Origin of the sequence: Micromonospora sp. NPDC047548 (genome assembly GCF_040642975.1) — a bacterium.
Classification (GTDB): domain Bacteria; phylum Actinomycetota; class Actinomycetes; order Mycobacteriales; family Micromonosporaceae; genus Micromonospora.
Genome location: NZ_JBEYTI010000007.1, coordinates 82,186 through 97,874 on the forward strand (window position 1 = coordinate 82,186; position 15,689 = coordinate 97,874).

The 15,689-nt window shown below is 72.6% G+C and carries 16 protein-coding genes and 1 tRNA gene; 10 read left to right on the forward strand and 7 right to left on the reverse strand.

Annotated features, from left to right (window positions below; all coding sequences use genetic code 11):
* Position 1: 1 nt before the first annotated feature.
* The 3 genes from ABZ807_RS10000 to ricT all read left to right on the forward strand — a co-directional run bounded on the left by ABZ807_RS10000 (position 2) and on the right by ricT (position 2,071).
* Positions 2 to 307: a hypothetical protein gene (locus tag ABZ807_RS10000; RefSeq protein WP_357154914.1), complete on the forward strand. Its 306-nt coding sequence runs from the start codon at positions 2 to 4 to the stop codon at positions 305 to 307.
* On the forward strand, positions 307 to 972 hold the full coding sequence (locus ABZ807_RS10005) for a hypothetical protein (RefSeq protein ID WP_357154916.1): 666 nt from the start codon (positions 307 to 309) through the stop codon (positions 970 to 972). Before ABZ807_RS10000 ends, ABZ807_RS10005 begins: the two co-directional genes overlap by 1 nt.
* A 262-nt stretch (positions 973 to 1,234) precedes the next feature.
* Positions 1,235 to 2,071: a regulatory iron-sulfur-containing complex subunit RicT gene (gene ricT, locus ABZ807_RS10010; protein WP_357154918.1), complete on the forward strand. Its 837-nt coding sequence runs from the start codon at positions 1,235 to 1,237 to the stop codon at positions 2,069 to 2,071.
* Positions 2,072 to 2,275: 204 nt separating this feature from the next.
* On the opposite strand, the gene ABZ807_RS10015 is transcribed toward ricT, so the two are convergent.
* Positions 2,276 to 4,012 carry a metallophosphoesterase gene (locus ABZ807_RS10015; protein ID WP_357154920.1) on the reverse strand — a complete coding sequence of 579 codons (1,737 nt, stop codon included), beginning with the start codon at positions 4,010 to 4,012 and terminating at the stop codon, positions 2,276 to 2,278.
* A gap of 134 nt (positions 4,013 to 4,146) precedes the next feature.
* Here ABZ807_RS10015 and ABZ807_RS10020 point away from each other — a divergent pair.
* Positions 4,147 to 4,220: transfer RNA gene (locus tag ABZ807_RS10020), tRNA-Thr, on the forward strand.
* A 172-nt stretch (positions 4,221 to 4,392) separates the two neighbouring features.
* On the opposite strand, the gene ABZ807_RS10025 is transcribed toward ABZ807_RS10020, so the two are convergent.
* The 3 genes from ABZ807_RS10025 to ABZ807_RS10035 all read right to left on the reverse strand — a co-directional run bounded on the left by ABZ807_RS10025 (position 4,393) and on the right by ABZ807_RS10035 (position 6,899).
* Positions 4,393 to 5,196 carry an inositol monophosphatase family protein gene (locus ABZ807_RS10025; protein WP_357154922.1) on the reverse strand — a complete coding sequence of 268 codons (804 nt, stop codon included), beginning with the start codon at positions 5,194 to 5,196 and terminating at the stop codon, positions 4,393 to 4,395.
* A gap of 191 nt (positions 5,197 to 5,387) precedes the next feature.
* The gene (locus tag ABZ807_RS10030) at positions 5,388 to 5,936 is read right to left on the reverse strand and encodes a GNAT family protein (protein WP_357154923.1); all 549 of its coding nucleotides are present in this window, start codon (positions 5,934 to 5,936) and stop codon (positions 5,388 to 5,390) included.
* Positions 5,937 to 6,062: 126 nt separating this feature from the next.
* The gene (locus ABZ807_RS10035) at positions 6,063 to 6,899 is read right to left on the reverse strand and encodes a hypothetical protein (protein WP_357154925.1); all 837 of its coding nucleotides are present in this window, start codon (positions 6,897 to 6,899) and stop codon (positions 6,063 to 6,065) included.
* Positions 6,900 to 7,074: 175 nt separating this feature from the next.
* On the opposite strand from ABZ807_RS10035, the gene ABZ807_RS10040 reads away from it, so the two are divergent.
* Both ABZ807_RS10040 and ABZ807_RS10045 read left to right on the forward strand, forming a co-directional pair.
* Positions 7,075 to 7,464, forward strand: a complete 390-nt coding sequence (locus tag ABZ807_RS10040; protein WP_357154927.1) for a hypothetical protein — start codon at positions 7,075 to 7,077, stop codon at positions 7,462 to 7,464.
* 188 nt (positions 7,465 to 7,652) lie between these two features.
* Positions 7,653 to 8,090 carry a hypothetical protein gene (locus ABZ807_RS10045; protein ID WP_357154929.1) on the forward strand — a complete coding sequence of 146 codons (438 nt, stop codon included), beginning with the start codon at positions 7,653 to 7,655 and terminating at the stop codon, positions 8,088 to 8,090.
* A 19-nt stretch (positions 8,091 to 8,109) separates the two neighbouring features.
* Here ABZ807_RS10045 and ABZ807_RS10050 read toward each other — a convergent pair whose 3' ends face one another.
* Positions 8,110 to 8,730, reverse strand: a complete 621-nt coding sequence (locus ABZ807_RS10050) for a pyridoxamine 5'-phosphate oxidase family protein (protein WP_357154931.1) — start codon at positions 8,728 to 8,730, stop codon at positions 8,110 to 8,112.
* 153 nt (positions 8,731 to 8,883) lie between these two features.
* Between ABZ807_RS10050 and ABZ807_RS10055 the strand changes: the two genes are divergently transcribed.
* From ABZ807_RS10055 to ABZ807_RS10065, 3 genes are read left to right on the forward strand one after another with little or no spacing between them, the layout of a single operon-like run.
* Entirely contained in the window at positions 8,884 to 9,390 is a 507-nt protein-coding gene (locus ABZ807_RS10055) for a DUF2231 domain-containing protein (protein WP_357154933.1), read from the forward strand.
* Positions 9,387 to 9,935 carry an Hsp20/alpha crystallin family protein gene (locus ABZ807_RS10060; protein WP_357154935.1) on the forward strand — a complete coding sequence of 183 codons (549 nt, stop codon included), beginning with the start codon at positions 9,387 to 9,389 and terminating at the stop codon, positions 9,933 to 9,935. The genes ABZ807_RS10055 and ABZ807_RS10060 overlap by 4 nt, the downstream gene beginning before the upstream one ends.
* Before the next feature lie 7 nt (positions 9,936 to 9,942).
* Positions 9,943 to 11,067 carry a glycosyltransferase family 9 protein gene (locus ABZ807_RS10065; RefSeq protein WP_357154937.1) on the forward strand — a complete coding sequence of 375 codons (1,125 nt, stop codon included), beginning with the start codon at positions 9,943 to 9,945 and terminating at the stop codon, positions 11,065 to 11,067.
* A 17-nt stretch (positions 11,068 to 11,084) separates the two neighbouring features.
* Here the strand turns inward: ABZ807_RS10065 and ABZ807_RS10070 are convergent, their stop codons facing one another.
* On the reverse strand, positions 11,085 to 11,963 hold the full coding sequence (locus ABZ807_RS10070; protein WP_357154939.1) for a glycosyltransferase: 879 nt from the start codon (positions 11,961 to 11,963) through the stop codon (positions 11,085 to 11,087).
* Complete coding sequence (gene rfaE2, locus ABZ807_RS10075) at positions 11,960 to 13,819, reverse strand: D-glycero-beta-D-manno-heptose 1-phosphate adenylyltransferase (protein ID WP_357154942.1); 1,860 nt, start codon at positions 13,817 to 13,819, stop codon at positions 11,960 to 11,962. Before rfaE2 ends, ABZ807_RS10070 begins: the two co-directional genes overlap by 4 nt.
* A gap of 150 nt (positions 13,820 to 13,969) precedes the next feature.
* On the opposite strand from rfaE2, the gene ABZ807_RS10080 reads away from it, so the two are divergent.
* The gene (locus ABZ807_RS10080) at positions 13,970 to 15,646 is read left to right on the forward strand and encodes an MDR family MFS transporter (protein WP_357154944.1); all 1,677 of its coding nucleotides are present in this window, start codon (positions 13,970 to 13,972) and stop codon (positions 15,644 to 15,646) included.
* The last annotated feature ends 43 nt before the right edge of the window (positions 15,647 to 15,689 follow it).

Consider the following 15,689-nt stretch of genomic DNA (forward strand, 5'->3'; position numbering starts at 1 on the left):
GATGGACGCGCTGCGCGCCCTCGCCGCCCGCTTGGAGGAGGCGAGCGCCACGCTGGCCGTGCTCGCCCGCACGGTGACCGCCACCGACCCGGCCCACCCGGCGTTCGGCGCGGACGCCCCGGGCCGGCCCGGCGAGGTCGGCCGGGCACTGCACCAGCAGTGGACCGCCGCCACCGGCGACCGGGCCCGGGAGGCCGGCGCGGCCTCCGCCCGGCTCGCCGCCGCGGCCGCCGCCGTGCGCAGCGCCGCCGACCGCTACGCGAGCGTCGACGACACTGCCCGCCGGCGGCTGTCCGGGGAGCACTGATGGACGCCCTGGACCGGCTCGCCGAGCCCGGCCTGGACCTGCTCCGCCGGGTCGACCAGCTGCTCGCCGCCGGCGCTCCCGAGGGGCACCGGCTGTGGCCGCTGCTGCGCCGCATGCAGGTGCTGCCCGGCGACGCGCTGCGCGCCTTCCTCGACCTGCAGCCGGCACCGCTGGCGACCGCCGGGCACGCCGTGCGCCGGCTCGTCGGGGGGTACGACGACGCGTGCGCCGCCCTCACCGATCCGGGCCTGTGGTCCGGTCCGGCCGCGTCCACGTACGACGAGGCCCGCTCGGCGCTGCTGCGCCACCTCGACGAGGGGCCGGAGAGCCTGGTCGGGCGGATCGAGTCGACCGCCGGGTACGCCGACGCGCTCGCCCACTGGGTGGAGGGCAGCCGGCTGGCGGTGGCCCGGATGCTCGCCGAGGTGCTCGGCTCCACCGAGGCGGTACGCGTGCTCGCCGCGACCGCGGCGGGCGGGGAGTCCGGCACCGGCACCGGCGCGGCGGCGGAGATCGCCACCCGGGTGCTGTCGGTGCTGGGCGTGGCGTACGACGGAGCGGAGACGCTGCTGCTCCAGTGGTCGCCGAGCCTGACCGAGTCGACCTGGCGGGCGCCAACGGCTGGCCCGGTCCGCTACGACACCACCACCCGGGTGGGCCGCTGAGAGGTGAATGGCCCACGGCGCCGCCTGCCCACGCCCGGCCTGGGCCGGGCCCGGCGGCGGCGCCGTGGCCATTTCCTGCACCCCCCGCAGGTCTGCCTCCACTCAACGCCCCCGCCGGGCGTTTGTCTCGCCGCCGGGCCCGAATCAGCCGTCCGGGCGAGGCCCAACCAAGCGAGTCGACGATTGTAAATGGCTGCACGGGGTAACCGTCCGGCGACGGGTGGCCGGGCCGACGCCGAATGTCCGTCGTAGGGTGGAGCACATGGGCATGCTCTGCGCGGTCAGCTTCAACCGGTACGGGCGCCTCTACTACCTCGATCCCGGTGAGCTGCGGCCGCAGGTCGGCGACCGGGTGCTGGTCCCCACCGACGACGGTCCCGAGGTGGCCGAGTGCGTCTGGGCGGCGCAGTGGGTGTCGGAGGACACCGACGGCTTCCCGAAGCTGGCCGGGCTCGCCCAGGAGGAGGACCTGCGCCGCGACGAGCTGCTGCGCCGGCGCAAGGCCGAGGCGAAGGTGGCCGCGAAGCGGCTGATCCGGGAGCACGGGCTGCCGATGAAGGTGGTCGCCGTGGACCACGTCCTGGGCGACGGCGACGGGGCGGCCGACCGCACCACCGTCTACTTCACCGCCCCGCACCGGGTGGACTTCCGCTCACTGGTCCGCGACCTGGGCGCGACCCTGCGGTGCCGGGTCGAGCTGCGCCAGCTCTCCGCCCGGGACTCGGCGCGGGTGCAGGGCGGCATCGGCTCCTGCGGCCGCGACCTGTGCTGCGCGACCTTCCTCAACGACTTCGAGCCGGTGACCATCCGGATGGCGAAGGACCAGGATCTGCCGCTCAACCCGCTGCGGATCTCCGGCGCCTGCGGCCGGCTGATGTGCTGCTTGAAGTATGAGCATCCTCTTTATGGTGAGAGCAGCAATTACCCCGTATCTGGCCAGCGGGTCGAGACGCCGGAGGGGACAGCAAAGGTCGTATCCCGTCATCCCCCGAGCGAGACGGTCACTGTCCGGCAGATCTCCGACGGGTCCTTGAAGCGATGCGCCCTGTCCGATGTCTGCGGATCGCGCCGAGCCTACGAGGACCAGCCCTCGATGTAGCGTGCGCTCGCCAATTGATACGAGGCAGCCGCACCCCCCGCCAGCCCCGCCAGCCCTGCCCTCCCGTGGGGCCCCACCTCCCGACGTCGATCATGAAGTTGGCGGCGATGTTGATCGCTCCCGCTGCCGCTAATTTCATGATCGACGCGCAGGGCCCGAGGTCGATGATCCAGTCGGCGTGCGCCATGACCGCGGGTGTTCGGGTCAGGTGAGGGTGATGGGGGGTTCGGCCAGGCGGGGGGTGAGGGTGGTCTTCGGGGTGAGCCAGGAGGCGGTGGGGGACTGGTCGGGGTTCAACTGCCAGTCGCGGGACACCCGGTCGACGGCGATCGGGTAGATGGTCAGGGTGCCGTCGGGTGTGATGCGCATCCGGAGGAAGGACTTCGAGTCCTCGATGCCCTGGCCGGCGAAGAGTTCGTTGAGGTTCACCCCGAACGATCCCGCCACCAGCAGGTACGCCGCCACCACCTGACTCGACACCAGACCGATCACCGGGCCGTAGACGGCCGCCGCGGCGACCACCGGCAGCGGCCACGGCCAGTCGTAGAAGGGCAGCGCCAGCCAGGCCCAGGTGCCGGCGGCGGCCAGCCCGACGTGCGCCAGCCCGTGGGTGACCCCCAGGATCCAGTGCCGGGCGTGCCGTTTGCCGCCGGCGCTCGGCGGCTTGGCGAAGAGGCCCGCGCCGAGCGTCACCCCAAGCATGATCACCAGCGGGACGCTGAACAGCCGCTGCTCGGTGCTGTCCGTCCGGTTCGCCGCCACCCCGGCCATGGCCAGCATCAGCAGCGTGTGCAGGGTGCCGAGCAGGGTGGTGAAGCCCGGGTTGCGGAACGGCAGCCGGGGGAAGATCCCCCAGCCGTACCGCCGGGAGCGGGCCGCGTCCGGATAGCGTGCGACCAGGTCGTACGGGCGGGTGGCGCTGGCCCGCCGGGACAGGGTGTCCTTCGGCGGCACCTCGATCCGCTCCGGGAGCTTGTGTGTCGGGTAGAGGTACGCCCCGCCGCCCCCGCAGGTGATCAGCTGCCGCTCCGGGCCCGCGTACCGGGCGTAGTGATGCAGGTCGCCGGAGACCAGCAGGCGCACGTGCGCGCCGGTGGGGGCGATGATGGTACGCACGAAGTAGTCGATCGAGTCGTACGCGGTGGGATGGTCGACGGACTTGGCCCACGTCGGCGCCGGCACCGCCAGGATCACCCGGCTCTGCGGCCCCAACCGGCGGGCCACCTCGTCGAAGTAGGCCAGCTGCGGGTCGTCGAGGTACGACCCGGACTGGTCGTCCAGGCCGAGCAGCCACCAGTTGGCCGGCAGCTCCACCGCGAAGTACGACCGGGACTGCCCGGTGCCCCAGCCGCCGAAATGCCGGTCCCGGGAGCGGACGAACAGCCGCAGGAAGGCGGTCAGGCCGTCGTACCAGTCGTGGTTGCCGGGCACGGCGAAGAGCGTCGGCCGCGCGGGCGGCGTCACGGGCAGCGCGGCCTGGTACGGCCCCTTGCACCGGTCCTCGTACGCCTCGTACGCCGCCGACGGGTAGACCTGGTCGCCCCCCATCACCAGGGTCTGCGCCCGGGGCAGCCGGTGCCCGTCCACCTCCAGTTCCGGCTGCGCGAGCAGGTACGCCACCGAGTAGGTGGCGTTGAAGCCGTCGCCCAGGTCGGCCACGTAGTCCAGCCAGAGCCCGCCGTCCGGCCCGACCTGCTTCGCGATCTTCGAATCCAGCGCGTTCTGGAGCTCCCGCTTGTCCAGGTACGCCCCGAACAGCATCGCCAGCAGCGTACGGATACCGGTGCTGATCAGCAGGAACGGCGCCAGCCACGGGACCGGCTTGCGCGGGGTGAAGCCCAACTCCACCGGATCGAGGCTGCGCGGCCGGCGAGCGGCCCGCTCGCCGAGGGCGTGCTCGGCGGGAACGTCGGGCCCGGACGTGGGGTGATCGTCGGTCACGCGCCGGAGCGTAGCGCCGACGCGCCGCCATCGCTGTCCGGCGAACGACCGATCGCGGTGTCCGGGTCCCCGGGTGTCGGGTGGGGAACCCCCTCGGCCGGTGGGCGGAGGGTGCCGTACACTTGACGATCGTTGCCGCCTTAGCTCAGTCGGCTAGAGCGACGCACTCGTAATGCGTAGGTCGACGGTTCGATTCCGTCAGGCGGCTCGGTACAGAAGCCCAGGTCATCGGCCTGGGCTTCGCCGTTTTCCCAGGTCGGTCACGTCCCTTCTGCTGTTGCCCGACGGAAAGATGGCGCCAATCGTTGATGGTCACCCCGAGCCCCGGCCCGAATACGCGCTCCCACCGGTCCAGCGCTTCTTACCTGCCGAACCGCTGATCAACGACCAGGTGGAAGTTGCTTGCCGACAAGTGCTACCAGGTCGGCGTGCGTCTCATGGTCCGCCGCCACGACGAGCCCGCCCGCGCCGGTGTGCAGCGGTTGCCCCTGAATACCGGTCACCACGCATCCCGCGGCCTGGCACAAGGCGATCCCACTAGCGAAGTGCACGCTGTCCCGCAGGTGGCCATCGGTGACGTATGCGGCTCGTCGGCCGGCTGCCACCCAGGCCACTGCGAGGGTGGTGGAGACCACGCGTGGGCGGAACCGTTCGACGAACCCCGGCTCGGCGAGCAGCCGCACAGCCCGGAAGCCGGGAGCGTTCGGAAACGGCGGATCGAGGTTGATATCCACCAACCGCGACTCGGCCGATGGCCTGAGCTGCTCGTCCACACCGTCGCGGCGCACGTATGCGCGAGTGCCGTCCGTCCAGAACACCTCATCGGCGAACGGGTCGGCTGAGGCCGCCACGGTGACGTTCGAACCGATCCGCAGCGCGACGTTCACCGCGACCAGCATGTTACGGACGGCATAGTTCAGCGTGCCGCACAAGGGATCGACCAGCCACATGCGCTCCGTGACGCTGGCACCCGTGCGTCCACTTTCCTCACCCGTCACGGCATCCTCCGGCCGCGCGGAGCGAAGAACGTCGAGGATGGCATTCTCCGCTTCGATGTCGGCGGCAGTGGCGAAGTCACCCCCGGACTTCTCCAAGCGCGTCAGAGACGCCCCGTACATGGCCCGCACGACTGCAGCTCCCGCTTGCGCTGCCGTAACAGCCACGCCTTCGTCTGTGATCACCACGCGTGAAGGGTAGCCGCGGCCGCCACACTGCCTGAGCGACGAGATCAAGGAGTTGCCGAGAGGCGTTTCACAGGTCCCGGCCAGGCCACGCCAGGTAGACCGTGGTGGGCAACTTGGTCTCGTAATGCTCAGGTCGACGGTTCGACCGTCCGAGGGCGACCATGCCGCCCTCTCCCGTCTGACCCGCAGAGCTAACCGTGCCACTGCTCGGCGAGCAGTCCGTAGATCACGTTGTCCGTCCACTCGCCTTTCGTCCAGTGGTCCTGGCGCAGGTGCGCTTCCTTGACCATGCCCACCCGTTCGCACAGGCGCGCCGATGCCTCGTTCCGGGCATCGACGTGAGCGATGACACGGTGCATGCCGCAGTGATCGAAGGCCGCGCCGATGAGCGCGCCAACTGCCTCGGTGGCAAATCCCCGGCCCGCCACCGACGGGTGGAAAGCCCAGCCCATCTCCCCGCGAGACAGCGTCTCGTCGGCCGGCCACAGAATGACATCGCCGACGACTTCGCCCTCGTGCTCCACCACCAGCGCCAGACGGGACTCGGCCCCGGTGATGCCCGAGCTGTGGATGCGCCTGGCGACCACCTTGGCCGCGAACTCGCGCGACCACGGCTCCCACGGGATGTAGCGAGCAACGAGCGGGTCGCTGTAGTAGGCGAGCAGGGCATCCACGTCATCGATTCGGTACTGACGAAGTAGCAGTCGCTCGGTACGGATCGGCAGTGCCAGCTCAGCCATGTCCCCAGTATCAACTTCCCTGACTCATGGCGCGCTCGGCGGTACGCGTCGTCAGCACGGCGTGATGGTCGGTGGGATCCCCGCCCGGGAGCCTGGACGGCCCACGACTGCTCGACGAGGAGACTCTCAGGTCTTGTCCGGGCGCTGCTGTGCGGGCCGCTCGCCAGACCGGATCAACAACAGGCCAGCGCTGAGGACGAGCCCCGGTCCCATCACGAGCAGCACGGCCTGCGTCGGTCCCGACGCCACCGGCACGTCCCACACACCGAATGGCCTTGGCAGGCCCAGGTGGATCGCAACGATTCCGGCGGCGCCCGCACCCATCAGCGTAACGACTCGACTGCGCAGGGCCCGATCGACGCCCAGGACGGTGGCCAGGGCCAGAGCCAGCACGACCGCGAACGTCAGGCCGACAACAGCGCCGCCGAGCCGAGAGGAGACGACGAACACGGGGTGGAACCCCGGATCGATGGAGTCTGCTTGTGACGGTCCGATGTACTCCCCGAGTAGAGGAATCGCCGTCGCCGTGAGGGTGGTGAACGCGGCGACGACTGCGAGCAGCCAACGCCCACGGCGCACCAGCAGGTCCAGGCCGCGGCCGACCGGAGCGGACACGCTCAACGACACTGCTGCCGCGACCGCCAGCAGCAGTGGCCATACCAGCAGGTGAAGCGGCGCAACGTAGCCCGGGTCGCCGTTGATGCGCGTTGCCACCACGACGATTTCGTACAACACGGCCGACCATGCGCCCAGGGCGGCAGCGGTCCGCCACCGCGCGAAGACGGCAATGCTGATCGCGACCCACGCGGCAGCGCGGGGCCAGGTCGCCGCCGGCACGGCGGTCACCGTTTCGCCCGTACGAGCGAGGAAGGCCGCCGCCTCGGCGAGCGGACGTAGCTGGCGGGCAGTCAGGATCAGCGTGACAATGACGGCGACAACAGCGGCGGCATCAGCCCATCGCACTCGGTTGGGCGGTTGATCGAGGTTTCCATCTCTGCTTGGACGCGCAATCCTCAGGCAGGGTTGCAGCACACCTCTACAGCCAGCAACAGTTGCTCGTCGGCCATCGGGTCGAAGTCGCGGTCAATGTCCCGCAGTCCATCGCCCAGCCGCCGCGCAGCCAGACCTGCACTCCAAGGTGCTGCGCCAGCGCTACGGTCTCGCCGATGGCGGCGAGCTGGCGATCAGCCAGTGCCCGGGCCATGGATCGGCGCCCTACCCGACCCTGCTGGAGCAGATTTGGCTCGTCGGCGACGAGCGGGTGCAACGCGCGGCCCGGATGGTCGTACGCCATTCCTGGGCGTTGCTCCGGGTCGTCGAGGGGCACGAGGACGAGCGGGCGGCGGAGCTCGACGGCGCGCCGCCGGAGACGAGACTGAGCACATCGCTGCACGATTTCGTCCCCACGGTGCGGGTCCAGTTGCGGGTGCCCAATCCGGAGCACATCGCCTCGGACGAGCCCGACGACTGGCCGGAGTTCGCCGCCGCAGGTCAGCGGTCGTTTCGCATTGTTCTCCCCACCCGCTGATCCGACCAGCCGCCGTCGCGCCGTCCCCACAGGCGCCCGGGAGCGTGATCCGTTAACGACATCAGCTCGACAGCGCCGCACGGGACACCGCCCTGCCCGGGGGCCCGGGAGGTCGTGGCACCTCAGCGACGGGACGCGGCGGCAGGAACGGGGTCGCGCCATTTCCCGGAACAGTCGATTATCTACCCTTGCTCCTCGCCTCGGTCGCCGTAGCGGCGGCGTTCCTCGCCTGGCTGACCGTCGCCCGTAACCGCCGGCTCAGCGCGGTGGTGTTGGCGGCGTTGCTCGCGGTCGCGGTCGGCACCGTTGCCCTCGCCGCCGCCCAGCTCCGGGCGGCCGCGGAGCCGTGCGTCCTGCTCTTCCTCGGGGTCGTCGCCACGCTGCTGGTCGCGCGGGAAGTCCAGCGCCGCCGGCTCACCCACGGCGACCCCGCGCAGGCCACCGACGGTCGCAGCAGCCGGCCGGCGAGCCGGCGGAGCAGGTGGCCGGGCGGATGTGGGAGCACCTGGCCGGTCAGGGCTGGTCGGCCGCCGACGGCGGCCGGAGCTGCCGTCCCGTCGGCTGGCTGCTCGACAACCGGGAGACCTGCGTCTGGATCAGCACGCAGGAAGGAGTGGCTCGGCTGACCCTGTCGGGCGGTCGCCGCTACCCCCGGTACAACGAGTCGAGGTACTCCGGGCCGTAGCGGCGCTCCAGGTTGGCCAGGCTTTCCGACACCGCCTCCACCTCCTTGATCAGCCGGGGCCGGGGCGGCAGCGCGTCCGGCCGCCAGGTCTCCGGTTGCCACAGCTCGGAGCGGAGGAACGCCTTGGAGCAGTGGTAGAAGATCTGCTCGACCGCCACCTCCACCGCCAGGACCGGCCGGTGCCCCTTGACCACCATGTCGTCGAAGTACGGCGCGTCCCGCAGCAGCCGCGCCCGGCCGTTGATCCGCAACGTGTCGGTGCGCCCCGGGATCAGGAAGATCAGCCCGACGTGCGGGTTGTCCAGGATGTTGCGGTAGCCGTCGGCCCGCCGGTTGCCCGGCCGCTCGGGGATGGCGATGGTCGTCTCGTCCAGCACCATCGCGAAGCCGGCCGGGTCACCCTTGGGGGAGACGTCGCAGCTGCCGTCCGCCCCGGCCGTGGCGATCAGGCAGAACGGGGACGCGGCCAGCCACTGCCGGTCCCGCTCGTGCAGCACGACGCGTTCCTTGGCGACCGCCCGGGGCATCGGCGCCCCCAGCAGGTCACGCAGCTCCTGGTGCGAGGTGATCTCCACCGTCACGTCCGTCTCCCCCGTCCGTTGACCTTCTTGGTGGCCGGGCAGGACGCCGACCGCCGTCCGTCAGCCTATGCGGGCGTGGCGCGCGTGAGGTTTGCCCACCGGAGCGGCGGGTACGGCTCACCCAGCCCCCGATGCGAGCAGTGGAGGCCCACCATGGAGAGCCGTCTGAAGGCGCTGGGTCACCCCGTGCATCCGATGCTGGTGATGTTCCCGGTGGCGCTCCTGGTCGTCGGCACGCTCTTCGACATCATCGACGCGGTCGGTGGCCCCGACTTCCTCGGCGAGGTGGCGTACTGGAACATCTCGGTCGGCCTGATCGGCGGTCTGCTGGCCGCCGCGGCCGGGTCGTTCGACCTGCTCGCCATCCCGGCCGGCACCCGCGCGAAGCGGGTGGCGCTCACCCACGCCGCAGCGAACGTGGCGGTCATCCTGCTCTTCGCGGCCGTCTGGGTGGTCCGGCTCAACGCCCCCTCCCGGGCGGCCGGTGGCGCGCTCATCGCCATCGAGGTGGTCGGTGTCGCCATCCTCGGCGTCAGCGCCTGGCTCGGCGGTGAGCTGGTCGACCGGCTCGGCGTCGGCGTGGACCGGGAGGCCGGCCTCGACGCCCCCAGCTCACTGCGCCCCCCGGCGGCCACCCAGCGGATCGGAGACACGCGATGACGGAACAAGCCGGCGGGCTCGGCCGGGGCTGGCGGGGCCGGCAGCACGGCTGGGACCTGATGGGAGAGCTCCAGTCGCTGCGTTCGGAGCTGAGCCGGCTGGTCGGCGGCCGGGGCGGCTCGCCGGACGTCGAGCTGACCGAGGTCGCCGACGGCTGGGAGGTGATCGTCCGGCTGCCCGGGGTGGCGCCGGAGGAGGTCGCCGTCGAGCTGGACGACCGGGAGCTCTGCGTCCGGGCCCGTTCCGAGGCCGAGGTCAACGCCGACCAGGGCATCCCCGGCGGTGTCGAGACCCGCGGCTTCGAGTACCGGGTCGACCTGCCGTCCCGGGTGGACCCGGACGCCATCGACGCGGTGATGGACCACGGCCTGCTGCGGGTCCGCCTGCCGCGGGCGAAGCGCCCCGGCCTGCGGACCATCACCGTCTGCCGTGGCGGCTACCGCGGCGGTCCGGCCGCCGGTGGTACGAGCAGCCTGGTCGATCCGGCGGCGGACCGGGAACTGCACCACCCGGACACCACCGCCGACGAGATCGACCGGCCGTAGCTCTCCGGTGGCACCCGCGTCCCTGCTCGGTCCGGTCGGCGAGCGCGTGCCCGACGTGCGGCGCATCGCCGTGCTGCGCGCCAACGCGCTCGGCGACTTCATCTTCGCGCTGCCCGCGTTGGAGTCGCTGCGGGCCGCGTACCCGGAGGCGGAGATCGTGCTGCTCGGCGCGCCATGGCACGCGGAGCTCTGGCGCGACCGGCCCGGCCCGGTGGACCGGGTGCTGGTGGTGCCGCCCGCCCCCGGCATCCGCGACCTCGGCCCGGGCGAGACGCCCGCTTCCTTGGACGAATTCCTGGAGCGGACCGCCAAGGAGGGCATCGACCTGGCGTTGCAGGTGCACGGCGGCGGGGCGAACTCCAACCCGCTGATGAGCCGGCTCGGCGCCCGGGTCACCGCCGGGCTGCGCGCCGAGGACGCGCCGCCGCTGGACCGCTGGATCCGGTACGTCTACTACCAGCACGAGGTGATCCGCTACCTGGAGGTCGTCGCCCTGGTCGGCGCCCCGGCGACCACCATCATCCCGGCGCTGGCGGTCACCGACGCCGACCGGGCCGAGGCGCTGGCGGTGCTCGGCGAGCCGGACCGGCCGCGGGTGGCGCTGCACCCGGGGGCCACCGACACCCGCCGCCGCTGGCCCGCCGGACGCTTCGGCGAGGTCGCCCGGTCGCTGCACGGCGACGGGTACGAGGTGCTGGTCACCGGCACCCCCGCCGAGCGGGAACTGGTCGACGCGGTGGTCGTGGCGGCCGGCGTGCCGGTGCGCCCGCAGGTCGGCACGCTCAGCCTCGGTGGGTTGGCCGCCGCGTACCAGGGCTGCGAGCTGGTCGTCTCCAACGACACCGGCCCGCTGCACCTGGCCGGCGCGGTCGGCACCTCGACGGTCGGCATCTACTGGCTGGGCAACCTGATCAACGGGGCGACGCCGCTGCGCGCCCGGCACCGGCCGATCGCCTCCTGGACGACGCACTGCCCGGTGTGCGGCGTCGACTGCACCCCGGGGATCTACCCGCACCGGCCCGGCGACGGGGACTGCCCGCACCGGGACTCGTTCGTCACCGATGTGCCGGCGGTGGAGGTGCTGGAGGCCGCCGCCGAACTGCTCCGCCCGGAGCCGGGCGCGCCGCGCTGAGCCACGGACCGCGGAGTTCAGGCCGGCTGTGGGGTGTCGGACTGGGCGAGCACGACCTCCCAGGCCTCCACCTCCCGCTCGGTGACCGTGGTCGGCGACTCCAGGTGGTACGCCCCGCTGGGCAGCACGCCGGCGCCGCCGTGGCGCGCCATCACCGCGAGCTGCGCGGCGACGTCCTCGCCCTGGTGCTTTTCGTGCAACCGCCGCCAGAAGTCGAAGCCACCGGAGTCGACCAGCGCCGCCCGGTCGTAGAGCACGCAACCGCCGATCCAGGAGACCTTGTACGCCCGCCAGGCGCCCGGCGGCAGATTCAGCTTCCGCGTCACGTGCAGCAGGTTCGCCGCCGGATGGATCGACGCCCGGTGCCACTGCGGGGTGTCCGGGCGGATCCGCTCGGGGACGACGGGTCCGTCCCACTCCTCGTAGTGGCCGTGGGTCTCCGGGCGCACGTCGTCGGCGTACGACAGGCCGTGCACCGCGTTGCCGACGAAACCGCAGCCCAGCTCGCCGATCGCGGTGACCAGCCGGTGCAGGGTGCCCGGCTCCAGCCAGACGTCGTCGTCGAGGCAGAGCACGTAGCGGGCCGCCGACCGTGCCAGCAGGTACGCGCGGTGTTCGGCGAGCCCGCGCCGGGGCAGCCGGCGGGTCAGCAGCACCGGGTGCCCCCGGTGGCGCAGCGCCCGGGCCATGGTGGCCGCCGCCGGGTGTGCGTACGCCGGCTCGCCGTCGGACTGGTCGCTGACCACCACCCCGAACCCCGGTACGCCCTGCTGGGCGGCCAGCCCGGAGAGGGTGACCGCCAGTTCGGCGGGGCGGTTGCAGGTCGGGATCAGCACGTCGAGCTGCCGGGGCTGACGGAACTCCTCGGCGCTGCCGAGGTCGAGCGGTCGGTTCACGCCGACCTGCCCATGCGCTGCGGGGTCACGGAGCTCCCGGACTGCGGCGACCGGGTCGGCTGCGGCGGCTGCGGCGACGGGGCCGCCTGGGCGCGGATCCGGTCGATGATCGCCGAGGTGGAGCGGTCGGGCACGTACCCGAGGGTGCGGACCTGGCCACCGAGCCGGCGGACCAGCGGTGCCTCCGGCACCATCTCCGGCGGGTAGTCGCCGCCCTTGACGTACACGTCGGGCCGGACGGTCTCGATCAACGCGGCCGGTGAGTCCTCCTCGAAGACCACCACGTGGTCCACGCAGGAGAGCGCGGCGAGCAGGGTGATCCGGTCCTCGACCGGGTTGACCGGCCGGTCCGGGCCCTTGAGCCGGCGGACGCTGCCGTCGGAGTTCACCGCCACCACCAGCAGGTCGCCCAGCGCCCGGGCCTGCTCCAGGTAGCGCACGTGCCCCGGGTGCAGCACGTCGAAGCAGCCGTTGGTGAAGACGATCGAGCGGCCGGCGCGCCGGTGGTCGGTGGCGATCGCGTCCAGCTCGGCCGGGCCGACCAGCGTCGGGTGGGCCGTACCGTCCGGGGTGGTGCCGAGCGCGGCGAGCAGGTCCTCCCGACGGCAGACGCAGGTGCCGGTGTCGCCCACGGTGATGGTAGCGGCGAGCTGGGCCAGCTGGGCGGCGGTCGGCAGCGGCGCGTCGGCCGCCAGCGCGAGGGTCATTGCCGCCAGGTACGCGTCGCCGGCGCCGACCGCGTGGCTGGCCGGTACGGGGGTGCTGTGGCTGCGTCGGGGCTCGCCGTCGGCCCCGCCGACCACCGCCCCCTCGGTGTCCAGGGTCACCGCCACCACGTCCGCGCCGGTGTGTGCGCGCAGCTCCTCCAGCCGCGACTCGGCCAGCACGGCCCGGTCGACGCCCTCGCCGGTGGCGGTGTTCACCGCGACCCCGGTCCCGGTGACGCTCAACCCGTCGCCGGTCATCGCCACCCGGTCCTCGCCGGGCGTGGGCTCCCCGGTCGGGCCGGTGCCGACGGTGCCGGTGCTCCGTTCGCCGGCGCCGCCCGGGGCCGCGCCGACGCTCAGCTCGGACGGGCCGTCGGCCGGGTCGACCGGCGGGTGGTCGAGGTGCAGGTCCGGGCTGGTGGCGCCCCGTCCGGCGGGGCGGGGTGCGGCGCCGAAGCCGGCGGCGGCCCGGGCCAGCAGCCGGGTCGCCTCGGCGAAGCTCGGGGTCACCACGGTCGGGGCGAGGCCCCGCCAGTCGGCCAGGTCGTGCGCGTCCAGGGCGACGGTGGTGTAGCGCTCCCGGTTGGCGACCAGCCAGGCGCGCACCGGCGCGGGCAGCGCGCCCAGGCCGTAGTCGCAGACCACCAGGGTGGGCGTCGCGCCGGCGGCGGCGGCCTTCAGCTCCTCGGTCGCGCAGTCCAGTGCGGTGAGCAGCCGCCGCACCCCGTCGGCGTCGAGCGGGTCCTCCAGGTCACCGGAGTCCTCCCGGAGCAGGATCTGGTTGCCGGCGAGCATCCGCCGCTTCACGGGGGTCGGCCGGTGGGGCTGGCTGACCGTACGGTCCCAGACCCCGGCGCGGTCCAGGCAGTCGTGCAGTTCGTCGCCGGCCACGTCGGCCCCGACCGGGGCGACCAGCAGCGCCCGGCCGCCGAGGGTGGCGACGTTGACCGCCGTGTTCGCGGCGCCGCCGGCCGCGGAGATGCGCCGGCGCAGGGTGAGGACCGGGGCGGGCGCCTCGCGGCACAGCCGGTCGGACTCGGCGAAGCGCCACTCGTCGAGCATGGCGTCCCCGACGACCAGGACGGGACGCCCGAGCCAGCTCTCCACGACGGTGGCGAGCCGGCGCTGTTCCGCTGCTGCTCCTGCCATGCCTTGCCGACTCCCCCGCGGGTCCCGGGCCAAACATCTCCGGCGGCGGAGCAGGGTCACGGCCGGCATGGTGGCCGAGGGTCGATCGTCCTGTCGGCGGGTTTTCCGGCTCGGGGCGCATGTTCCGCACGGTCCGGGATAGAAGGCGGGATGACCACGGAAGCCCAGGGCCGTCCGCTGCTCAACGCCCGTCAGATCCGCCTGCTCATGTTCGGCCTGATGACCGGGATGCTGCTGGCCGCGCTCGACCAGACCATCGTCGGTACGGCGCTGCCGACCATCGTCGGCGAGTTGGGCGGTATCAACCACTACTCGTGGGTGGTGACCGCCTACCTGCTCGCCTCCACCGCCTCCACCCCGTTGTACGGCAAGATGGCCGACCTGTACGGACGCCGCCCGGTCTTCCTCTTCTCGATCGGCACGTTCCTGCTCGGCTCGCTGCTGGCCGGCCTGTCGCAGAACATGACCCAGCTGATCGTCACCCGGGGCATCCAGGGACTCGGCGCGGGTGGCCTGATGACGCTGGCGTTCACCATCATCTCCGACGTGGTCTCGCCCCGGGAGCGTGGCCGCTACCAGGGGCTCTTCGGTGCGGTCTTCGGGCTCTCGTCGGTGGCCGGGCCGCTGGTCGGCGGCTATTTCGCCGAGACGAACTGGCGGTGGATCTTCTACATCAACGTGCCGCTGGCGATCCTGGCGATCGTCGTCTGCTATCACGTCATGCGGCTGATCCCGTTCACCCGGCGCCAGCACGCCATCGACTGGGCCGGGGCCGGGCTGCTGGTCGCCGGGGTGAGCGCCCTGCTGCTCGCGCTGAGCTGGGGCGGCAGCGAGTACGCCTGGGGCTCCGGGGTGATTGTCGGGCTCCTGGTCGCAGGGGTGGTGCTCGGGGTGCTCTTCGTGGTCCAGGAGGCCCGGGTCGCCGAGCCGATCCTGCCGCTGCGGCTGTTCCGCAGCGCCACCTTCGCGCTGGCCAACTCGGCCGGCTTCGTGCTCGGTCTGGTGATGTTCGGGTCGATCATCTTCATCCCGCTCTACCTCCAGATCGTCAAGGGCGCCTCGCCGACCCGCAGCGGTCTGCTGATGCTGCCGATGATGGCCGGCATTATCGTCACCTCGGTCCTCACCGGCCGGGCGATGAGCCGGATCGGCCGGTACAAGTGGTTCCCGGTGGCCGGCTCGGTGGTGCTGCTGGCCGGCATGCTGCTCTTCACCCGGCTCCAGGTGGGCACCTCGCTCTGGATCGCCTTCGGCTTCATGGTGGTGATCGGCGTCGGGCTGGGCCTGAGCATGCAGTCGCTGATCCTCGCGGTGCAGAACGCGGTCGACGTGCGCGACCTGGGTGCGGGCACCTCCTCGGCGACGTTCTTCCGCTCGCTGGGCGGCTCGTTCGGGGTGGCGATCCTCGGCACGGTGCTCTCCACCCGGCTCACCGCGCAGCTCGCCGACCGGCTGCCGGCCGCCATCGCCCAGCTGCCCCCGCAGGAGCGGGCCGCCGTCGTGGCCAGGGGCGGGGCGAAAATCTCGATCAACGACCCGGCGACGATCCTGGCCCTGCCGGGGCCGGTGCGGGCCGCGATCCAGGCCGCCTTCGTCGAGTCGCTGCACATGGTCTTCCTGACCACCGGCCTGATCGCCATCCTGGCGGTGCTGGTCACCCTGGCCCTGCCCGACCACCAGCTGCGCGGCGCCGGCCCGCAGGGTGCCGTCGGCGGCGCCGACCCGCTCGGCGGCAAGGCTGCCGCCCCCGGCGGCAAGCCCCTGTCGAAGGAGTCGAAGGAGGAGGCCGCCGCCGACATGGAGGCCAAGTCCCAGACCATGCTCTGACCGCCGGCTGATCGACTCGGCGACCTGGTGGCGTCCGGCGGTG

What these genes read in the sequence shown, in the direction of transcription:
- ABZ807_RS10000 (WP_357154914.1), top strand. Translation starts at nt 2, where the DNA reads ATGGACGCGCTGCGCGCCCTCGCCGCCCGCTTGGAGGAGGCGAGCGCC.
- ABZ807_RS10005 (WP_357154916.1), top strand. Translation starts at nt 307, where the DNA reads ATGGACGCCCTGGACCGGCTCGCCGAGCCCGGCCTGGACCTGCTCCGC.
- ricT (WP_357154918.1), top strand. Translation starts at nt 1,235, where the DNA reads ATGGGCATGCTCTGCGCGGTCAGCTTCAACCGGTACGGGCGCCTCTAC.
- ABZ807_RS10030 (WP_357154923.1), bottom strand. Translation starts at nt 5,936, where the DNA reads ATGGCTGAGCTGGCACTGCCGATCCGTACCGAGCGACTGCTACTTCGT.
- ABZ807_RS10055 (WP_357154933.1), top strand. Translation starts at nt 8,884, where the DNA reads ATGGAGAGCCGTCTGAAGGCGCTGGGTCACCCCGTGCATCCGATGCTG.
- ABZ807_RS10060 (WP_357154935.1), top strand. Translation starts at nt 9,387, where the DNA reads ATGACGGAACAAGCCGGCGGGCTCGGCCGGGGCTGGCGGGGCCGGCAG.
- rfaE2 (WP_357154942.1), bottom strand. Translation starts at nt 13,819, where the DNA reads ATGGCAGGAGCAGCAGCGGAACAGCGCCGGCTCGCCACCGTCGTGGAG.
- ABZ807_RS10080 (WP_357154944.1), top strand. Translation starts at nt 13,970, where the DNA reads ATGACCACGGAAGCCCAGGGCCGTCCGCTGCTCAACGCCCGTCAGATC.